14 protein-coding genes are annotated in these 17347 nt (G+C 53.7%); 9 read left to right on the top strand and 5 right to left on the bottom strand.

Annotated features, from left to right (window positions below; translation table 11 throughout):
- Positions 1-10: 10 nt before the first annotated feature.
- Complete coding sequence (gene fabI, locus MON37_RS10580) at positions 11-799, top strand: enoyl-ACP reductase FabI (protein WP_003761373.1); 789 nt, start codon at positions 11-13, stop codon at positions 797-799.
- A gap of 294 nt (positions 800-1093) precedes the next feature.
- Positions 1094-1543: a large conductance mechanosensitive channel protein MscL gene (gene mscL, locus MON37_RS10575; protein ID WP_039410607.1), complete on the top strand. Its 450-nt coding sequence runs from the start codon at positions 1094-1096 to the stop codon at positions 1541-1543.
- A gap of 87 nt (positions 1544-1630) precedes the next feature.
- Here mscL and hslO read toward each other — a convergent pair whose 3' ends face one another.
- Complete coding sequence (gene hslO / locus MON37_RS10570; protein WP_039410611.1) at positions 1631-2536, bottom strand: Hsp33 family molecular chaperone HslO; 906 nt, start codon at positions 2534-2536, stop codon at positions 1631-1633.
- A 159-nt stretch (positions 2537-2695) separates the two neighbouring features.
- On the bottom strand, positions 2696-4339 hold the full coding sequence (locus tag MON37_RS10565; RefSeq protein ID WP_039410614.1) for an ABC1 kinase family protein: 1644 nt from the start codon (positions 4337-4339) through the stop codon (positions 2696-2698).
- Positions 4340-4509: 170 nt separating this feature from the next.
- On the opposite strand from MON37_RS10565, the gene MON37_RS10560 reads away from it, so the two are divergent.
- The 4 genes from MON37_RS10560 to MON37_RS10545 all read left to right on the top strand — a co-directional run bounded on the left by MON37_RS10560 (position 4510) and on the right by MON37_RS10545 (position 8308).
- Positions 4510-5169 (top strand): C40 family peptidase, encoded by a 660-nt coding sequence (locus MON37_RS10560; protein ID WP_019271019.1) that lies wholly within the window; start codon positions 4510-4512, stop codon positions 5167-5169.
- Positions 5170-5187: 18 nt separating this feature from the next.
- Positions 5188-5406, top strand: coding sequence for a hypothetical protein (locus tag MON37_RS10555; protein WP_029609416.1), 219 nt, complete (start codon positions 5188-5190; stop codon positions 5404-5406).
- 331 nt (positions 5407-5737) lie between these two features.
- Entirely contained in the window at positions 5738-7162 is a 1425-nt protein-coding gene (locus MON37_RS10550; protein WP_039410619.1) for an alanine/glycine:cation symporter family protein, read from the top strand.
- A gap of 180 nt (positions 7163-7342) precedes the next feature.
- The gene (locus MON37_RS10545; protein WP_242883663.1) at positions 7343-8308 is read left to right on the top strand and encodes an IS30 family transposase; all 966 of its coding nucleotides are present in this window, start codon (positions 7343-7345) and stop codon (positions 8306-8308) included.
- 96 nt (positions 8309-8404) lie between these two features.
- On the opposite strand, the gene rsmG is transcribed toward MON37_RS10545, so the two are convergent.
- The 3 genes from rsmG to MON37_RS10530 form a co-directional block, all read right to left on the bottom strand.
- Positions 8405-9028: a 16S rRNA (guanine(527)-N(7))-methyltransferase RsmG gene (rsmG, locus tag MON37_RS10540; RefSeq protein WP_039408044.1), complete on the bottom strand. Its 624-nt coding sequence runs from the start codon at positions 9026-9028 to the stop codon at positions 8405-8407.
- Positions 9025-9177 (bottom strand): hypothetical protein, encoded by a 153-nt coding sequence (locus MON37_RS10535; RefSeq protein WP_156122130.1) that lies wholly within the window; start codon positions 9175-9177, stop codon positions 9025-9027. The genes rsmG and MON37_RS10535 overlap by 4 nt, the downstream gene beginning before the upstream one ends.
- Positions 9178-9378: 201 nt before the next feature.
- Positions 9379-10377, bottom strand: coding sequence for an RluA family pseudouridine synthase (locus MON37_RS10530; RefSeq protein ID WP_039408047.1), 999 nt, complete (start codon positions 10375-10377; stop codon positions 9379-9381).
- Between the two features lie 567 nt (positions 10378-10944).
- Here MON37_RS10530 and MON37_RS10525 point away from each other — a divergent pair.
- The 3 genes from MON37_RS10525 (at position 10945) to MON37_RS10515 (ending at position 17236) form a co-directional block, all read left to right on the top strand.
- On the top strand, positions 10945-13977 hold the full coding sequence (locus MON37_RS10525; RefSeq protein WP_203026006.1) for an Rne/Rng family ribonuclease: 3033 nt from the start codon (positions 10945-10947) through the stop codon (positions 13975-13977).
- A 629-nt stretch (positions 13978-14606) separates the two neighbouring features.
- Positions 14607-15821 carry an MFS transporter gene (locus MON37_RS10520; protein ID WP_039408054.1) on the top strand — a complete coding sequence of 405 codons (1215 nt, stop codon included), beginning with the start codon at positions 14607-14609 and terminating at the stop codon, positions 15819-15821.
- Between the two features lie 167 nt (positions 15822-15988).
- The gene (locus tag MON37_RS10515; protein ID WP_039408057.1) at positions 15989-17236 is read left to right on the top strand and encodes an AmpG family muropeptide MFS transporter; all 1248 of its coding nucleotides are present in this window, start codon (positions 15989-15991) and stop codon (positions 17234-17236) included.
- The last annotated feature ends 111 nt before the right edge of the window (positions 17237-17347 follow it).

Raw genomic sequence — 17347 nt, 5'->3', positions numbered from 1 at the left:
AGGACAAAAAATGGGTTTTCTGCAAGGTAAAAAAATCCTGATCACCGGCATGATTTCCGAGCGTTCCATCGCTTACGGCATTGCCAAAGCCTGCCGCGAACAAGGCGCGGATTTGGCGTTTACTTACGTTGTTGACAAACTGGAAGAGCGCGTCCGCAAAATGGCCGCCGAATTGGGTTCCGAACTCGTGTTCCGCTGCGATGTCGCCAGCGACGACGAAATCAACCAAGTTTTCGCCGATTTGGGCAAACATTGGGACGGCTTGGACGGCCTCGTCCACTCCATCGGCTTCGCACCGAAAGAAGCCTTGAGCGGCGACTTCCTCGACAGCATCAGCCGCGAAGCGTTTAACACCGCACACGAAATTTCCGCATACAGCCTGCCCGCATTGGCAAAAGCCGCCCGTCCGATGATGCGCGGCAGAAACTCCGCCATCGTCGCCCTGAGCTACTTGGGCGCGGTTCGTGCGATTCCCAACTACAACGTCATGGGCATGGCAAAAGCCAGCCTCGAAGCAGGCATCCGCTTTACCGCCGCCTGCTTGGGCAAAGAAGGCATCCGTTGCAACGGCATTTCCGCCGGTCCGATCAAAACCCTCGCTGCCTCCGGCATTGCCGATTTCAGCAAACTTTTGGGACACGTCGCTTCCCACAACCCGCTCGGTCGCAATGTAACCATCGACGAAGTCGGCAACACCGCCGCCTTCCTGCTCTCCGAACTCTCTTCAGGCATTACCGGCGAAATCACTTATGTTGACGGCGGTTACAGCATCAACGCCCTGAACGATGAAGAGGCGTAATTATTTGTAATATTTCGTAGAAAACGACAACTTATTACGCAAAAATCCGTCTGAATAAGTGGTGTAAAAAAGTTACACTCTGATTTCAGACGGTTCTTTTTTCATATAAAAGGCGGCATATTTCGGGAATTTTGTCATAAAAACAAATTTTAACTTTTATAACATTTGTTTAACAAATAACACGATACCATGCCTGCCGGTTTGGAAAAGCCCGTCCGTCGCTTCGGATGCGCTTTTTTAAAAATTTCACTCTATTATCCACAAAATTATCCACAAACATACAGGAGGACATTTATGTCTATTGCTTCAGAATTCAAACAATTTATTATGCGCGGCAACGTTATCGACTTGGCAGTCGGTATGGTCGTCGGTACTGCGTTTAGCGGCATCGTTAAATCTTTGGTTGACGACGTAATCATGCCCCCTATCGGTCTGTTGATCGGCGGCGTTGACTTCTCCAACCTGTTCATCACCCTGAAAGACGGCGCACAAGCCGCTCCGGAAGGCGGCTATGCCAGCTTGGCAGCCGCTCAAGCAGCCGGTGCCGTTACTCTGAACATCGGTCTGTTCATCAACGCCATCATCAGCTTCCTGATCATTGCTGCTGCGATTTTCACCGTTATCAAAGCACTGAACGCTATGAAAAAAGCCGAAGCTACTGCTGCAGCAGAAGAAGCACCTGCAGAGCCTAGCGAAGAAGTATTGCTGTTGCGCGAAATCCGCGACTCTCTGAACAAAAAATAATCTTTTGAAGATTTGAAATAAAAGGTCGTCTGAAACCTAAAATCGGTTTCAGACGACCTTTGCTTAATTAATATTAAGTGTTGATGTTTATTGCAGACGCTTGGCTTCGTCTAGGACGGCGTTGACGACATCGGCACCGAAGAGGGCGTTGACATCGGTTTCGTCAAAGACGTATTTGGCATGGCAGAAGTCGCAGTCGATTTGGATGCTGCCTTGTTCGGCGACCACGCCGCCGACTTCTTCGCCGCCCAGCATAAGCAGCATATCGCTGACTTTTCCGCGCGAACAGGTGCAGGCGAATTCGATATTTTCGGGATCGAAGACGCGCGGAGGGGTTTCGTGGAAGAGACGGTAGAGGACGTGTTGTGCGTCCAGTCCGGTCAGTTCTTCGGGAGTCAGGGTTTGAACCAGTGTGCTGACGTGTTCCCATGATGCCGCGTCAGGTTCTGTCTCAGGCAGGCGTTGCACCAAAAGTCCGCCGCAGGCATCGTCCGATGAGGCAAGGACGATTTGGGTATCGAGCTGTTCGGAGCGTTTGGTGTAGTTGATAAGCATTTGGGCGATGCTGCTGCCTTCGAGCGGGACGACACCCTGCCAAGGTTCTGCGTCTTTGGGCTGAAGGGTGAGGACGAAGACGCTGTTGCTGCCGAGAAGGTCGGTCAGGCTTTCGTCGTCGTTGATGTCGGCGGTTTCGTCCCAGCGTGCGGTGGCGCGGACAGTTTGGTCGGAAGTAGCCTCGACGACGAGCATTTTCAGACGACCTTGTCCTTGAACTTGAACGATGAGCGTGCCGTCGGTTTTGAGGTTGCCGGACAGAAGCGCGCCTGCGGCAAGGAGTTCGCCTAAGGCGCGGCGGATGGCGGCGGGATAGTGTTTTTGTCCGACGATGTGTGTCCATACGTTTTCAAGGCGGACGTGCAGGCCGCGAACGGGCATATCGTCGAAGATGAAGCGGGTGCGGATGTCTGCGTGGTTGATCTGGGTTTGCGGCATAAATTCCTCTGTTATATCTGGATGACGGGTTGACGGCTATATGGTTGCGTCCGCAGGGAAATCAAGGTCGTCTGAAAACGTTTTGGCGAAACCTGCGCCCTTGGTTTTCAGACGACCTTTTTGTTCTTGAGCTGATTGATGATTTGAGAAAACGTGAGGCTAGTGTTTCCCCGACCGCCACACCGACCAGATAATCCACAGACTGTTGGCGAAGGCGATCAGGTAGCCGACGAAGCCGATAAACTTGGGGCCGGTTTCTATGCTCATGACGATGGACGAGCCGATAATCAAGGCGGCGGTTACGATGCCCATGGTCAGGCGGTTGGCGGCGCTGTCGATTTGATGGCTGATGCGGTCTGAGTGCTTGAGGTCCAGGGTAACGCCGAGCTTGCCTTTTTGCAGCATTCTGGTCAGTCTGAAGAAGTCTTGCGGCAGCGCCCCTGCCATTTGCAACAGGGTGCGCAGTTGCGTTTTGGCATTGCGGGCGATGTGGGCGGCGGAGGCTTGTTCTTTGACGGCGGCTTCGGTGATGGGCTTGGCGCGTTCGAGCAGTTCGACACTGCCGTCTAGCCGTTTGACGACGCCTTCGAGGGTGATGAGGGTTTTGAAAAGCATCACGAGGTCGCCGGGCAGGGTCAGTCCGTGACGGCGCATGATGGAGGTGATGTCGTTGATGACTTGGCTGACGCGCAGGTCGCGGACGGCGGTGTGTTCGTAGTTGAGCAGCATTTCCAAAACGTCTGCGCCGAGCAGGTTTTCATCGGGCAAATCGCCCTGCGCCCAGTCGCTGAGGACGTATTGGATGAGCAGTGCGTCGTTGTTGGTCAGGGCGTTAATGAGGTTGAGGATTTCGCGGCGGCGGGTGTTGCCGAGGTGTCCGACCAGCCCGAAGTCGATGAAGGTGATGCCGCCGTTGTCGTTGATGAAGATGTTGCCCGGATGGGGGTCGGCATGAAAAAAGCCTTGCCGCAGCATCATGGTGAAGAGGGTGTCGGTAATCCGTCCGGCAAGAGCGCTGCGCAAGGTGTGGGGCATGGTTTCGAGGTCGGCGTCTTTCAGGAGCGTGCCGCCGATGTAGTCTTGTACGAGGATGTGCCGGTTGGAAATGTCGGGATAGACGGCGGGAATGCGGACCAAGGGGTCGTCTGAAAAGGTCTGACCGAAGCGCTGCATATAGCGCAGCTCTACTGATAAATCGGTTTCCTTCGCCAGACTTTTGGCAAAATAGGCGACCATCAATACCGGCTGGTAACGGCGCACTTCGGGGATTTCGGATTCCATCAGTCTGGCAAGATGGTTCAAAATCCGCAAATCCGCCTGAATGACCGGCTCGATGTCGGGACGTTTGACTTTGACGGCGACGGCGGTTCCGTCTAAAAGTTCGGCACGGTGTACCTGCGCTACCGACGCGCTGCCTGCGGGTTTCGGGTCTATGCTGCGGAACACTTCGGAAACGGGTTTGCCCAGATAGGCTTCGACCAAAGTATAGATTTCAGACGACGGTATCGGCGCGACGTTGCTTTGCAGTTGTTCAAACTCTTCAATCCACTCCGCCCCGAAAATATCGACCCGCGTGGACAATACCTGACCGAGTTTGACGAAGGTCGGCCCCAGCTCTTCAAACGCTTTGCGAAAGCGTCGCGGCGTACTCATATAACGGCTGTCGGGATGCACTTCGTCCCCGCCCGCCGCGCTCAAACGGATACGCTGAACAAAGCCGCCCAAGCCGTATTTCGTCAGTACGGTAATAATTTCGCGCATTCTGGAAAAGTCGCGCATAGCGAGCAGAGTGGGTATCATCATCGGTTGAGTGTCTTCGCAAATTTTTTTATAAACAACGCTTTAACGCAATATAACAGACGCTTTTTTGCCAAACATCCTGTTTTTTATATACAATCGCCTGCATATCCCAGATACAGAATAACATAATAGCAGGCGGCAGACAGGTCGTCTGAAAATGGAATCAGTCAAACATGAAAGCCTTATCCAGGCTGGCGGCACTATTGGTTTCGGCCTGTATGCTGTCCGGCATTCATTTTGCAAACGCCGACGAACTGGACGTGTTCGTTAAAAACAGGCAGCAGGTTTTAAACCAATTTGAAGATGCAAAACAGCCTGCCCCCGCACAGGCTCCGCAGATAAATTTCCAACCCGCGCGCGCGGCAACTCCCGTTGTACATTCCATTCCTTCAGCTTCGGCAGCACCCGTCCGTGCATCGAGAAGTTCAGACAGTGCCGACGAACTCATCGGTAGCGCAATGGGGCTTTTAGGTGTTGCCTACCGTTACGGCGGCACATCAGCATCTACCGGTTTCGATTGCAGCGGCTTCATGCAGCATATCTTCAGACGCTCAATGGGGTTGAATCTCCCCCGCACCTCCGCCGAACAGGCAAAAATGGGCGTCGGCGTATCCCGCGGTGAATTACAGCCGGGCGATATGGTATTTTTCCGCACGATGGGACGCGGCAGGATTTCCCATGTCGGACTCTACATCGGCAACGATCGTTTCATCCACGCTCCGCGTACCGGCAAACGCATTGAAATCACCAGCCTCAGCAACAAATACTGGAACGCTAAATACGCCTTTGCACGCCGCGTGAAGAAAAACGATCCGTCCCGTTTTCTCAATTAAGTCTAGGAAAGCAACAACGTGAGTATGCCTGAAATGCCAAAATGGTACGACGACGACGGGCAAATCGTATCCTGCACTGAAAAAGTGAAAGTCATGACGGAAAACATGACCGAGCTTTATCAAGCAGCACAAGACGCATTTGAAGACGCGCTTCTGATGGGCTGCAGTGAAAAACAGTTGCGCGAATACCTGCAAGCCTTGATTGAAGGTGTGGAAAACCCATATCGGAAAGCTTAGTCGACAATATATTCCCTACAACGGTATGGCTTTTGCCATGCCGTTTTTTATGGACCGTAAAACAGCAAGGTCGTCTGAAAGCTGCAATATGCTTTCAGACGACCTTTTTTGCTTGCCCAAATCGGAGCCTGTGTAGTGTAATGCAAAGAAACTCTATGATATTTATCAAGATTATGCCAATGCTGAAACTGTAAAGTTTTTTCAGTTTGTCAACAGTCTGCTAGAATAGCGCGTTTTGGCGTTGGGTGTTGTCCCGATGTCGTCTGAAAACAGCTTTGCGGCACTTTGACAGGATTATCCCTTCGGAGAGCCGTATCTAGAAAGGCTTTTTATGGATAATTTTACCGAATCACTGCACCAATGGGTTCAGAAAATCAACGATCCGATGTGGGCAGGGCTGGTGTATGTATTGTTGGGTGCAGGTCTGTTCTTCACACTTGCCACCGGTTTCGTACAATTCCGTCTGCTCGGACGCAGTATCAAAGAAATGCTCGGCGGCCGCAAACAAGGCGATGATCCGCACGGTATTACGCCGTTTCAGGCTTTCGTTACCGGACTTGCCAGTCGCGTAGGCGTGGGCAACATCGCGGGCGTGGCGATTGCCATCAGTAGCGGCGGGCCGGGCGCGGTATTTTGGATGTGGATCACCGCATTGATCGGTATGAGTTCGGCGTTTGTCGAATCTTCGCTGGCGCAGTTGTTCAAAATCCGCGATTACGACAACCATCATTTCCGCGGCGGTCCTGCTTACTATATTACCCAAGGTTTGGGTCAAAAATGGTTGGGCATCGTATTTGCATTGAGCCTGATTTTCTGCTTCGGATTCGTTTATGAAGCCGTTCAAACCAACACCATCGCCGTAACCGCCAAAGCCGCGTGGGGCTGGGACGAACATGCGGTCGGCGTCGCATTGGTCATCATGACTGCGCCGATTATTTTCGGCGGTATCCGCCGCGTTTCCCGCTTTGCCGAAATGCTTGTTCCGCTGATGGCGACTTTATATCTGCTGATGGCGCTCTACATCATCATCACAAACATCAGCCTGATTCCCCACGTCTTCGGTCAGATTTTTGACAGCGCGTTCAACTTTGAAGCAGCCGGCGGCGGCCTGCTCGGCGGCTTGATTTCGCAAACCATGATGATCGGTATCAAACGCGGCCTGTATTCCAATGAAGCAGGTCAAGGTTCTGCACCTAACGCCGCTGCGGCAGCCGAAGTCAAACACCCTGTTTCCCAAGGCATGATTCAAATGCTGGGCGTATTCGTCGATACGATTATCGTATGTTCCTGCACGGCGTTTATCGTTTTGGTTTATCAACAACCTTATGGCGATTTGAGCGGCGCAGAGCTCACCCAAGCAGCGATTATCAGCCAAGTCGGCGCATGGGGCGCAGACTTCTTGGCAATCATCCTGTTTATGTTTGCCTTCTCTACCGTCATCGGCAACTATGCCTATGCCGAATCAAACGTGCAGTTCATCAAAAGCCATTGGCTGCTGACCGCCTTGTTCCGTATGATGGTATTGGGCTGGGTATATTTCGGCGCAGTCGCCAACGTGCCGCTGGTTTGGGATATGGCGGATATGGCGATGGGTACGATGGCATGGATTAACCTGGTCGCCATCCTGCTCCTCTCTCCGCTTGCCTTCCTGCTGTTGAGGGACTACACGTCGAAACTGAAAATGGGCAAAGACCCCGTCTTCAAACTTTCCGAACATCCGGGTTTGAAACGCAAAATCAAATCCGATATTTGGTAAATCAAAAAACCGCCCTGTAATGGGGCGGTTTTTTATAGCGGACTGAAATGGCAAAACGCCTGTGCTTATGCTTTCGAACACATAAAAAGGTCGGCGGATTCGCATTTGAAGTGCAACTTTCCATAACAGAAAAAGGCCAGTATGCGGTAGCATACGGCCTTTCCTGCAAGAAAGATTGCCATGAGCTACACACAACTGACCCAAGACGAACGATACCATATCCAATACCTGTCCCGCCACTGCACCATCGCCGAAATCGCCAAACAGCTCAACCGCCACAAAAGCACCATCAGCCGAGAAATCAAGCGGTACTGCATCCAAGGGCAGCAATACAGCGCCGATAAAGCCCAACGGCAAAGCCGGCTGACCAAACAGCACCGGCGAAAACCCTATAAACTCGATTCGCAGCTGATTCAACACATCGACACCCTTATCCGCCGCAAACTCAGTCCCGAACAAGTATGTGCCTACCTGCATAAACACCACGGGATCACACTCCATCACAGCACCGTTTACCGCTACCTTCGCCAAGACAAAAACAACGGCGGCACTTTGTGGCAACACCTCAGAATATGCAGCAAACCCTACCGCAAACGCTACGGCAGCACATGGACCAGAGGCAAAGTGCCCGACCGCGTCGGCATAGAGAACCGACCTGCTATCGTCGACCGGAAAACCCGCATCGGCGATTGGGAGGCCGACACCATCGTCGGCAAAAATCAGAAAAGCGCGTTATTGACCTTGGTCGAACGCACTACCCGCTACACCATCATCTGCAAATTAAAGAACTTAAAAGCCGAAGACACTGCCCGGGCGGCCATTAGGGTATTAAAGGCATATAAAGCCAGAGTCCACACCATCACCATGGATAACGGCAAAGAGTTCTACCAACACACCAAAATAGCCAAAGCATTGAAGGCGGAAACCTATTTTTGCCGCCCTTACCATTCTTGGGAAAAAGGGCTGAATGAGAACACCAATGGACTCATCCGGCAATATTTCCCCAAACAAACCGATTTCCGAAACATCAGCGATCGGGAGATACGCAGGGTTCAAGATGAGTTGAACCACCGGCCGAGAAAAACACTTGGCTACGAAACGCCAAGTGTTTTATTCTTAAATCTGTTCCAACCACTGGTACCCTAGTGTTGCACTTGAAATCCGAATCCAAGGTCGTCTGAAAAGCCCTGTTTCGGGTTTTCAGACGACCTTTGCAATATTCAGACTCAACGTTCGGAAGGCTCAAACCTTCTTCAAAACCACCATATGCCGTTCTGCATCCAAGCAGGGGACGTGGAGGGCTTCGACGCGTTCGACGGCGACGGTGTCGGGGAGTTTGGCGATTTCTTCTTCGGGGTACACGCCTTTCATGGCGACCCAGCGGCCGCCGTCTTTCAGCAGGTGTGCCGTCCAGTTGACGAAGTCGGCGAGTTCGGCGAAGGCGCGGCTGGTGATGATGTCGGCTTGGAAGTCTTGAACGGCTTCGACGCGGCCGCTGACGACGCGGACGTTACTTAGTCCGAGTTCGATGATGGCTTGTTGCAGGAAGGCGGTTTTTTTGGTGTTGGCGTCCAGAAGGGTGATGTTGAGGTCGGGACGGCAGATGGCGGCGGGAATGCCGGGCTGTCCGCCGCCGGAGCCGACATCCAGCATAGTGTGCGCGCCTTGGAGGTAGGGGAGCAGGGTCAGGCTGTCGAGCAGGTGGTGGCTGACCATTTGCGCTTCGTCGCGTAGGGCGGTGAGGTTGTAGGTCTTGTTCCACTTTTTGAGCAAGCCGGTATAGGCGAGCAGCAGGGTTTGCTGTTCTGCGGATAGGTCCAAACCTAATGCCTGTATGCCTAATTGGAGTTGCTGTGTCGGGGTCATGGTGTTTGTCCGTGTTTGTGTCGGGCGTTATGGTAGCGGAAAAAAAGGTCGTCTGAAAGGCGTGGGCGGGCGGGGATAAGGTTGTCGGAATGGGGAGTTGTAGCGTGGGCTACGCCCGCGAAACTTGCCGCCTGATAATCTGAATCCATCCGTGTCTTTGCACTCATGTCGCGGGCAAAGCCCACGCTACGGGTTTCAGACGACCTTTGGGTGTTTTCGAGGAGCGGTTGGTATTTAATTTTTTGAGCGAGTTGTAACGTGGGCTACACCCACGAAACTTGCTGCCTGATGATTCGAATTTGTCCGTCGTTTTTACACTCATGTCGCGGGCAGAGCCCACGCTACGGGTTTCAGACGACCTTTCCTGCGTTTTCCAGCATCAGGACGAATTGTGCCAAATCTTGTGGCAGCGGGGCTTTTAAGATGAGTTTTTCGCCTGTCAGCGGGTGGTCGAGGTGCAGCTCGGCGGCGTGCAGGAACATCCGTTTCAAACCGAGCTTCTGAAGGCGTTTGTTGGCTTGGTAGTCGCCGTAGCGTTCGTCGCCGGCGATGGGGCAGTGCTGCGACTGGAGGTGGACGCGGATTTGGTGGGTGCGCCCCGTTTTCAGGGTAGCTTCGACCAAGGTCAGGTGCGAGAGGCCGACTTGGTGCAGGAGGTCGTCTGAAAAACGGTTGAGCACGCGGAAGATGGTGTGTGCAGATTGTCCGTCTTCGCTGACGCGCACCATTTTTTCGCCTTGTGCGCCAGTGTATTTGAACAGGGGCAGTTTGACGTGGAAGCTGTCGTTCGGCAGTTTGCCTACGCCCAGTGCGAGGTAGATTTTTTTGGGGTGGTCGTTGCGGATGGCTTCGTGCAGTTTGACGAGCGCGCTGCGTTTTTTGGCGATCATCAGGAGACCGCTGGTGTCTTTGTCGAGGCGGTGGACGAGTTCGAGATAGCGGGCTTCGGGTCGGGCGCGGCGGATTTGTTCGATGACGCCGAAGCTCACGCCGCTGCCGCCGTGGACGGCGGTGCCTGCGGGTTTGTCGATGACGAGCAATGCGTCGTCTTCGTAGATGATGGTAAATTCGCGCGCGGGTACGGCTTGGGCGCGGTTTTCAGACGACCTTTGTTTTTCGGCGGTGCGCACGGGCGGGATGCGGAGCAGGTCGCCTGTCTGGATGCGGCTGTCGGGCTTGCAGCGTTTTTTGTTCAGGCGCACTTCTCCGGCGCGGATAATGCGGTGGATATGGCTTTTGGGTACGCCTTTGAGGATTTTTATCAGATAGTTATCAAGGCGTTGTCCGGCTTCGTGTTCGGCGACGGTAATCAGGCTGACTGAATCTTTGCTTATTGCGTGCGTTTTCATCTATAATCCCGAACATCCGTTTCGGCAGAAACCTGTACAAACAGGCCGTATGGGACGGATGGTATTGTTAAAACGAGATTTTATATTAAAAACGCACTCTGCAAAGCATTTTCCCTGCGTTTATGCCAAAGCCCGTAAACGCAGGAACGTGATTAAGTTTGATTTGATTTTGCCGATTTGACCGGGCATAAGACGAGGGGCGGGTGTTTGACAAACCTGCCGCGCCGCACCGTTCGAAACTTCCGGCATAACGATAATAAGAAGATGTCGGCTACCTGTTTTCCAAGCCGGACCTGTACCGTCCGGACTTCGGCGGCGGACGGAGCGTTCCGCCGCATTGTTCTTTATTGCCTTCTTTATCCGTATCCTTCCGCACACGGCCGCATTGTTTTGGGCGGCGTGCAACCTTGCGGACTTCAATTCAAAAACTGATTGCTCATCCGGGTTTCTGCATTCCGCGCCGAAAAGGGGCGCGGGCTATGCCCAATCCCGCCCGCCTCGCAGAGTGTCTGACAAAGAGCAGGCAGGTCGTCTGAAAAGGCTGCCCGCCTGTGCGAGGTAATGATTATGAAAAGAATGTTGTTCAATGCAACGCAGGCCGAAGAGCTGCGCGTTGCCATTGTCGATGGGCAAAACCTTTTGGATTTGGACATCGAAACGCTGGGTAAAGAGCAGCGCAAAGGTAATATTTATAAGGGTATCATCACCCGCATCGAGCCGTCGCTGGAAGCGTGTTTCGTAGATTACGGAACCGACCGCCACGGCTTTTTGCCGTTTAAGGAAGTATCGCGTTCGTATTTCCAAGATTACGAAGGCGGCAGGGCGCGCATTCAAGACGTGCTCAAAGAAGGCATGGAAGTCATCGTCCAAGTCGAAAAAGACGAACGCGGCAACAAAGGCGCGGCGCTGACCACCTTCATCAGCCTTGCCGGACGCTATTTGGTATTGATGCCCAACAACCCGCGCGGCGGCGGCGTATCCCGCCGTATCGAAGGTGAAGAGCGTCAAGAACTCAAAGCCGCTATGGCAGAACTCGACATTCCGAACGGCATGAGCATCATCGCCCGCACCGCCGGCATCGGCCGCAGCGCGGAAGAGTTGGAATGGGATTTGAACTACCTCAAACAGCTTTGGCAGGCCATCGAAGAAGCCGGCAAGGCGCACCACGAACCCTACCTCCTCTTCATGGAAAGCTCGCTGCTCATCCGCGCCATCCGCGACTATTTCCGCCCCGACATCGGCGAAATTCTGGTGGACAATCAAGAGGTTTATGACCAAGTTGCCGAGTTTATGAGCTACGTCATGCCGAGCAACGTAGGTCGTCTGAAACTCTATGAAGACCACACGCCGCTGTTCTCCCGCTTCCAAATCGAACACCAAATCGAAAGCGCGTTTGCCCGCAGCGTCAGCCTGCCTTCCGGCGGCGCGATTGTGATCGACCACACCGAAGCCCTCGTTTCCATCGATGTCAACTCCGCCCGCGCGACACGCGGCGCGGACATTGAAGACACCGCCTTCAAAACCAATATGGAAGCCGCCGAAGAAGTCGCCCGCCAAATGCGTTTGCGCGACTTGGGCGGTTTGGTCGTCATCGACTTCATCGACATGGAAAACCCCAAGCACCAGCGCGATGTTGAAAACGTCCTGCGCGACGCGCTCAAAAAAGACCGCGCCCGTGTGCAAATGGGCAAACTTTCCCGCTTCGGCCTCTTGGAATTGAGCCGCCAACGCCTGAAACCCGCCTTGGGCGAAAGCAGCCATGTCGCCTGCCCGCGCTGCGCCGGTACCGGTGTGATCCGAGGCATCGAATCGACCGCCCTGCACGTTTTGCGCATCATTCAAGAAGAAGCGATGAAAGACAACACCGGCGAAGTGCATGCGCAAGTGCCCGTCGATGTCGCCACCTTCCTGCTGAACGAAAAACGCGCCGAGCTGTTTGCGATGGAAGAGCGTTTGGACGTCAACGTCGTCCTGATTCCGAATATCCACTTGGAAAACCCGCACTACGAAATCAACCGCATCCGCATCGACGACGTAGAAGAAGACGGCGAACCGAGCTACAAACGCGTTGTCGAGCCGGAAGAAGACGAATCCGCCAAACCTTTCGGCAGCGAAAGAGCCAAAGCCGCCCGTCCCGAACCCGCCGTCAAAGGCGTGCGCCATACCCAGCCTGCCCCGACCGTATCCGAGCAGAAAAGCGGTTCATGGTGGGATACCTTCAAAGCATGGCTCAAACGCATTTTCGGCGGCAATACCGCAACCGAAACCGCGCCTGTTGCCGAAGTGGCGGAAAAACGCACTTCAAACGGCAACAACCGCAACGGTAATTCCGGCAACCGCCGCGCAAACAACCGCCGCCAAAACCCGCGCCGCAACAATAGGCACGACGGCAGCAAGGTAGAAGTGCGCGAAGTGGCGGACTTCAAAGACAAAGCAGCGGACAATCAGGCAGCGGAAAACGAAACCCGCAACGCCAAAGACAACCGCCGCAGCCGCAACCGCCAAAACGAGCGCAACGCCGCCGCGGAAGCCGAAAACCTCGAAGTCCAAGCACTCGCCGCCGCAACGTCGTCTGAAAACGAATCCCGTTCGGGCGAGCAGGCACAAGGCAGCAAACGCCGCCGCAACAACAACCGTAACGAACGCAACCGCGAACAAGCGGACATCCGCGCGGAAGAAACCTTGTCCAAAGCAGTGGACAGCGTAGCGGAAGAGGGCGTGCAAACCGCCGATAACGATGCACCGAAAGGCAACGAACGCCGCCAACGCGAGCGCAACAACCAACGCGACCGCCGCGAACGCAACAATCAGCGCGACCGCCGTCAAAACGGTAAAAAACGCAATATTCCGTCTGCCGCCAAAATCGAGCAGTACCTGAATATTCACGATACCGCCGACAAAGTCCGCTTTGCCGCCGCGCACGTCATGGGTGAGCCTGTCGAAGAAGAACCGTTTGCCGTAACCATCCCCGCTCCCGAGGATAGCGGCGAGCCTTTGGTTGTCGTCGTTTCCGAACCCGTTGCGGCCACTGAAGAAGCCTTCGTGTTCTCCATCGAAGGCGAAGAAGCGGACAGCGGCATCCTGATCGAAGACAGCACCGACGACGAATGCAGCATCATCGACTCCGCCATCGGCAGCGTTGAAGAAACCCCGACTTCCGTGTTCGCCATCGAAACCGAAGACGGCTACCAACCGATGACCGCCGTCCCTGCCGAAGGTGAAGCCGAAGCCGTCGTTGAAATGGAGGAAGAGCTGGTCGTTTGGAAAGCCGAACGCGAAGCCGCCGCCGCCATCGAAGCCCTTGCCGCAGCAGCAGCGGCCGCCGCAGCCTCCCAAGCAGCAGAATCCGAACCGCAAACTGCGCCGGAAGCAGGCCAAGCGGAAGCGACCGAGCCGGAAGAAACTGTCCCTGCCGTTGCCGCGATGCCCGACTTAGGCGGTTTGGTGTTTGTCGAAACCAATCCCGAAGCCGTCGCCGCCTTTGCCAAACAGGTGCAGCCCGAACCCGAATCCGGCCTGCGCCGCGCGGACGTGCCGAAAGTCGAAGCCGAACCCGTTGCTGCCACCGAAATGGTCTTGGTGGAAACGCGTAAAGACTGAAGGCTGAAAGAAGAGGGCATCGTTAAGATGCCCGAATCGACAAAAAGGTCGTCTGAAACCCTAAATCCGGTTTCAGACGACCTTTTGTATGCAGTCCAACCTATTTTCTTTTTTGACAATGTTTATAGGCAATCCAGACAGCAAGAAGCAGCGGCAACAAAAAACGGGCATAGGGATACCAAGGATGATTGATGTGCCAGTATCCGTGCCGTCCTTGCGGAACGGTATCGTAGCGGTAACGGTCGGGATAAAAATTAATCCAAACCGTTATCGCTATCCATATCGCAATATCCCTGATTATTTTCATGCTACTTCTCCTTAATCAACTGTCCGAGAGTGTCATTTCAAGCCGCGGGTACGGGTTGGTTGGGGGATTCTCGGTTGAAGGTCGTCTGAAAATCGGATTTCGGGTTTTCAGACGACCTTTGCCGTTCTTTACGCACTGAATTTCCGTCCATGTTCCATGTCCTGCCTTGCAGGTAAAGGAGAACGGTCAATGCGGCGCGGATAGAGGTTTTGGCTATATCCAAAGCATCAGGAGTTATTTAGCCTGCGTCAGCCCGTTTGTTAAAATCCGTCGTTTTGCCGGTTGATTGAACGGCATTTTCCAATAGAAACAAACCATAACCATGACCCACACACAGCAAAAATCCCCCAACCTTTGGCTGGTGACCGCCGCTGCCGCCGCCATCCTGCTGATTACCATCGGTATGCGCATGACTATGGGACTGTTTGTCCGCCCCGTCGTCGACTCTACCGAGCTGAGTATCCAAGAGTTCAGCCTGATTATTGCCGTTTTCCAGTTGATGTGGGGCGTGTCCCAGCCGCTTTCCGGCGCGCTTGCCGACCGCTTCGGCGCGTTTAAGGTTTTGGGCGGCGGCGCGTTGCTGTTGGTCTGTGCCTGCCTGATGGTGCCGCAGATGCCGACTTATTGGGGGCTGATGCTGGCAATCGGGCTGCTTTTTGCATTCGGAACGGGCGCGGGTGGTTTCTCCATCATCATGGGGCAGGTCGCGGCGAAAGTGCCGCCGCACAAACGCGGTTTGGCTTCGGGTCTGGTCAACGCAGGCGGTTCGGCGGGGCAGTTTCTGTTTGCGCCGCTGGTGCAGGGTTTGCTGGTGTTGCCCGCCGTCGGCTGGACGGGGACGTTTTATGTTTGGGGCGGGATTGCGCTTTTAATCCTGCCGATTTCGTGGTGGCTGGCGGGCGGCAAAAACGCTGTCGCCACGCACCACACGTCGTCTGAAAACGGGCAATCGCTGGGGCAGGCAGTCAAAGCGGCGTTTAAAGACCGCAGCTACATCCTGCTGCACTTGGGCTTTTTTACCTGCGGTTTCCACATCGCGTTTTTAGTGACCCACCTGCCCAACGAAATCGCGCTCTGCGGCTTGCCTGCTTCGGTCGCTTCGACTTCGATTGCGATTATCGGCTTGGCGAACATTGCGGGCTGCATTTTTTCGGGCTGGTGTACGGGGCGGTTTTTGGGCAAATATGTTTTGTTCGGACTCTACGCCTCGCGTGTGGCGATGGTGCTGATATACCTTGCCGCCCCGAGAACCGACGTCAATTTCTACATTTTCGCCGCCGCGCTGGGCTTCACTTGGCTCGCTACCGTCGCCCCGACCGCTGCGATTACGGGCAAACTGTTCGGCACGCGCTATCTGGCGACGCTGTTCGGACTGACGATGTTGAGCCACCAAATCGGCGGCTTTTTAGGCTCGTATATCGGCGGCATCGTGATTTACCGGTTCAACGATTACGGCTGGATGTGGTATGCCGACGCGGTGTTGGCGGGGACGGCGGCTTTGCTGAACCTGCCGATACGCGAAAAGAAAGCGGCGTAAACCGCTGACGCAACCAAGACAGGTCGTCTGAAAATCGGATTTCGGGTTTTCAGACGACCTTTTTGATTATTATGCATAGTTTAAAGTTTGTTTGAACAGGATTTGTTACAATGCGCCTTTCTTTTTGATGTTGCTCATCCATTATGACTGATTCCCAACCAAGCACTATGCAGCAGACTTTTTCGCGCAATATGCTGATCTGTATTTTTACGGGCTTCACATCGGGACTGCCGCTTTATTTCCTATACAGCCTGATTCCGGCATGGCTGCGCAGCGAACATGTTGATTTGAAAACCATTGGCCTGTTTGCCCTGATCGGTTTTCCCTACACTTGGAAATTTATCTGGTCTCCGCTCATGGACTCTGTACGCCTGCCGTTTTTAGGTTTGCGGCGCGGTTGGATGTTGGTGATGCAGATCGCGCTTTTGTTGCTTTTGGCTGCCTACGCGTTTGTCCGCCCGCAAGAACATTTGTCGATTATTTTGGGGCTGTCTTTGGTAGTGGCGTTTTTTTCCGCCAGTCAGGATATTGTGATCGATGCTTTCCGCCGAGAAGTGTTGTCCGATGAAGAGTTGGTTTTGGGTAACTCGCTGTATGTAAATGCTTATCGTATTTCCTCTCTGATTCCGGCTTCATTAAGTCTGATTTTAGCCGATAGGATGCCTTGGTCATCTGTATTCGTCATTACCGCGCTATTCATGATTCCGGGTTTATTGGCTACTTTATTTGTCGCGCGAGAACCAGCACAACAACCCGTCGGTGCAAAAGGATTGAAAGATACCGTTATCGAGCCGTTCCGCGATTTCTTTACCCGTCAAAGCGTTACGCAGGCACTGATTATTTTGGCGTTTATCTTGCTGTATAAACTGGGTGACAGCATGGCAACCGCCTTAGCAACACCGTTTTATATCGACATGGGTTTCTCCAAGACCGACATCGGACTGATTGCGAAAAACGCGGGATTGTGGCCGGCGGTGATTTTCGGGATTATCGGCGGCATTTGGGTAAACAAATTAGGCGTGAACCGTGCATTGTGGCTTTTGGGTTTGGTGCAATGGGTGACGATTTTAGGTTTTGCGTGGCTGGCAAGTTTCGGACATTTCGAGCATGTGGGTGCATCAGAACGAACCATGTTGGCAGTCGTCATTGCTGCCGAGGCAGTAGGTGTCGGCTTGGGTACGGTGGCATTTGTGTCGTATATGGCGCAACAAACCAATACCGCATTTACCGCCACGCAGTTTGCGCTGCTGTCCAGCCTATCCGCCGTACCGCGTACGTTTATGAATGCGACAGCAGGGTTTCTGATTGAAGCGATGGGCTACGTCAATTTCTTCTGGCTGTGTTTCATATTGGGGATTCCAGGCATGTTGTTGCTGTTTAAAGTTGCACCTTGGAACGGAGATAAAGCGAAATAGACCGTTGTTTGAATGTATCGGTAGGATAAAAGGTCGTCTGAAAACCATTGATTGTGGTTTTCAGACGGCCTTTTGTTAAATATGGAAGGTGATTTGTGTGTAAACAACACA

The organism is Morococcus cerebrosus (assembly GCF_022749515.1).
Classification (GTDB): domain Bacteria; phylum Pseudomonadota; class Gammaproteobacteria; order Burkholderiales; family Neisseriaceae; genus Neisseria; species Neisseria cerebrosa.
The sequence above is the reverse complement of the archived record's forward strand: the minus strand, read 5'-3'. Positions and strand labels throughout refer to the sequence as shown.

What these genes read in the sequence shown, in the direction of transcription:
- fabI (WP_003761373.1), top strand. Translation starts at nt 11, where the DNA reads ATGGGTTTTCTGCAAGGTAAAAAAATCCTGATCACCGGCATGATTTCC.
- mscL (WP_039410607.1), top strand. Translation starts at nt 1,094, where the DNA reads ATGTCTATTGCTTCAGAATTCAAACAATTTATTATGCGCGGCAACGTT.
- hslO (WP_039410611.1), bottom strand. Translation starts at nt 2,536, where the DNA reads ATGCCGCAAACCCAGATCAACCACGCAGACATCCGCACCCGCTTCATC.
- MON37_RS10565 (WP_039410614.1), bottom strand. Translation starts at nt 4,339, where the DNA reads ATGATGATACCCACTCTGCTCGCTATGCGCGACTTTTCCAGAATGCGC.
- MON37_RS10560 (WP_019271019.1), top strand. Translation starts at nt 4,510, where the DNA reads ATGAAAGCCTTATCCAGGCTGGCGGCACTATTGGTTTCGGCCTGTATG.
- MON37_RS10550 (WP_039410619.1), top strand. Translation starts at nt 5,738, where the DNA reads ATGGATAATTTTACCGAATCACTGCACCAATGGGTTCAGAAAATCAAC.
- MON37_RS10545 (WP_242883663.1), top strand. Translation starts at nt 7,343, where the DNA reads ATGAGCTACACACAACTGACCCAAGACGAACGATACCATATCCAATAC.
- rsmG (WP_039408044.1), bottom strand. Translation starts at nt 9,028, where the DNA reads ATGACCCCGACACAGCAACTCCAATTAGGCATACAGGCATTAGGTTTG.
- MON37_RS10535 (WP_156122130.1), bottom strand. Translation starts at nt 9,177, where the DNA reads ATGGATTCAGATTATCAGGCGGCAAGTTTCGCGGGCGTAGCCCACGCT.
- MON37_RS10530 (WP_039408047.1), bottom strand. Translation starts at nt 10,377, where the DNA reads ATGAAAACGCACGCAATAAGCAAAGATTCAGTCAGCCTGATTACCGTC.
- MON37_RS10525 (WP_203026006.1), top strand. Translation starts at nt 10,945, where the DNA reads ATGAAAAGAATGTTGTTCAATGCAACGCAGGCCGAAGAGCTGCGCGTT.
- MON37_RS10520 (WP_039408054.1), top strand. Translation starts at nt 14,607, where the DNA reads ATGACCCACACACAGCAAAAATCCCCCAACCTTTGGCTGGTGACCGCC.
- MON37_RS10515 (WP_039408057.1), top strand. Translation starts at nt 15,989, where the DNA reads ATGCAGCAGACTTTTTCGCGCAATATGCTGATCTGTATTTTTACGGGC.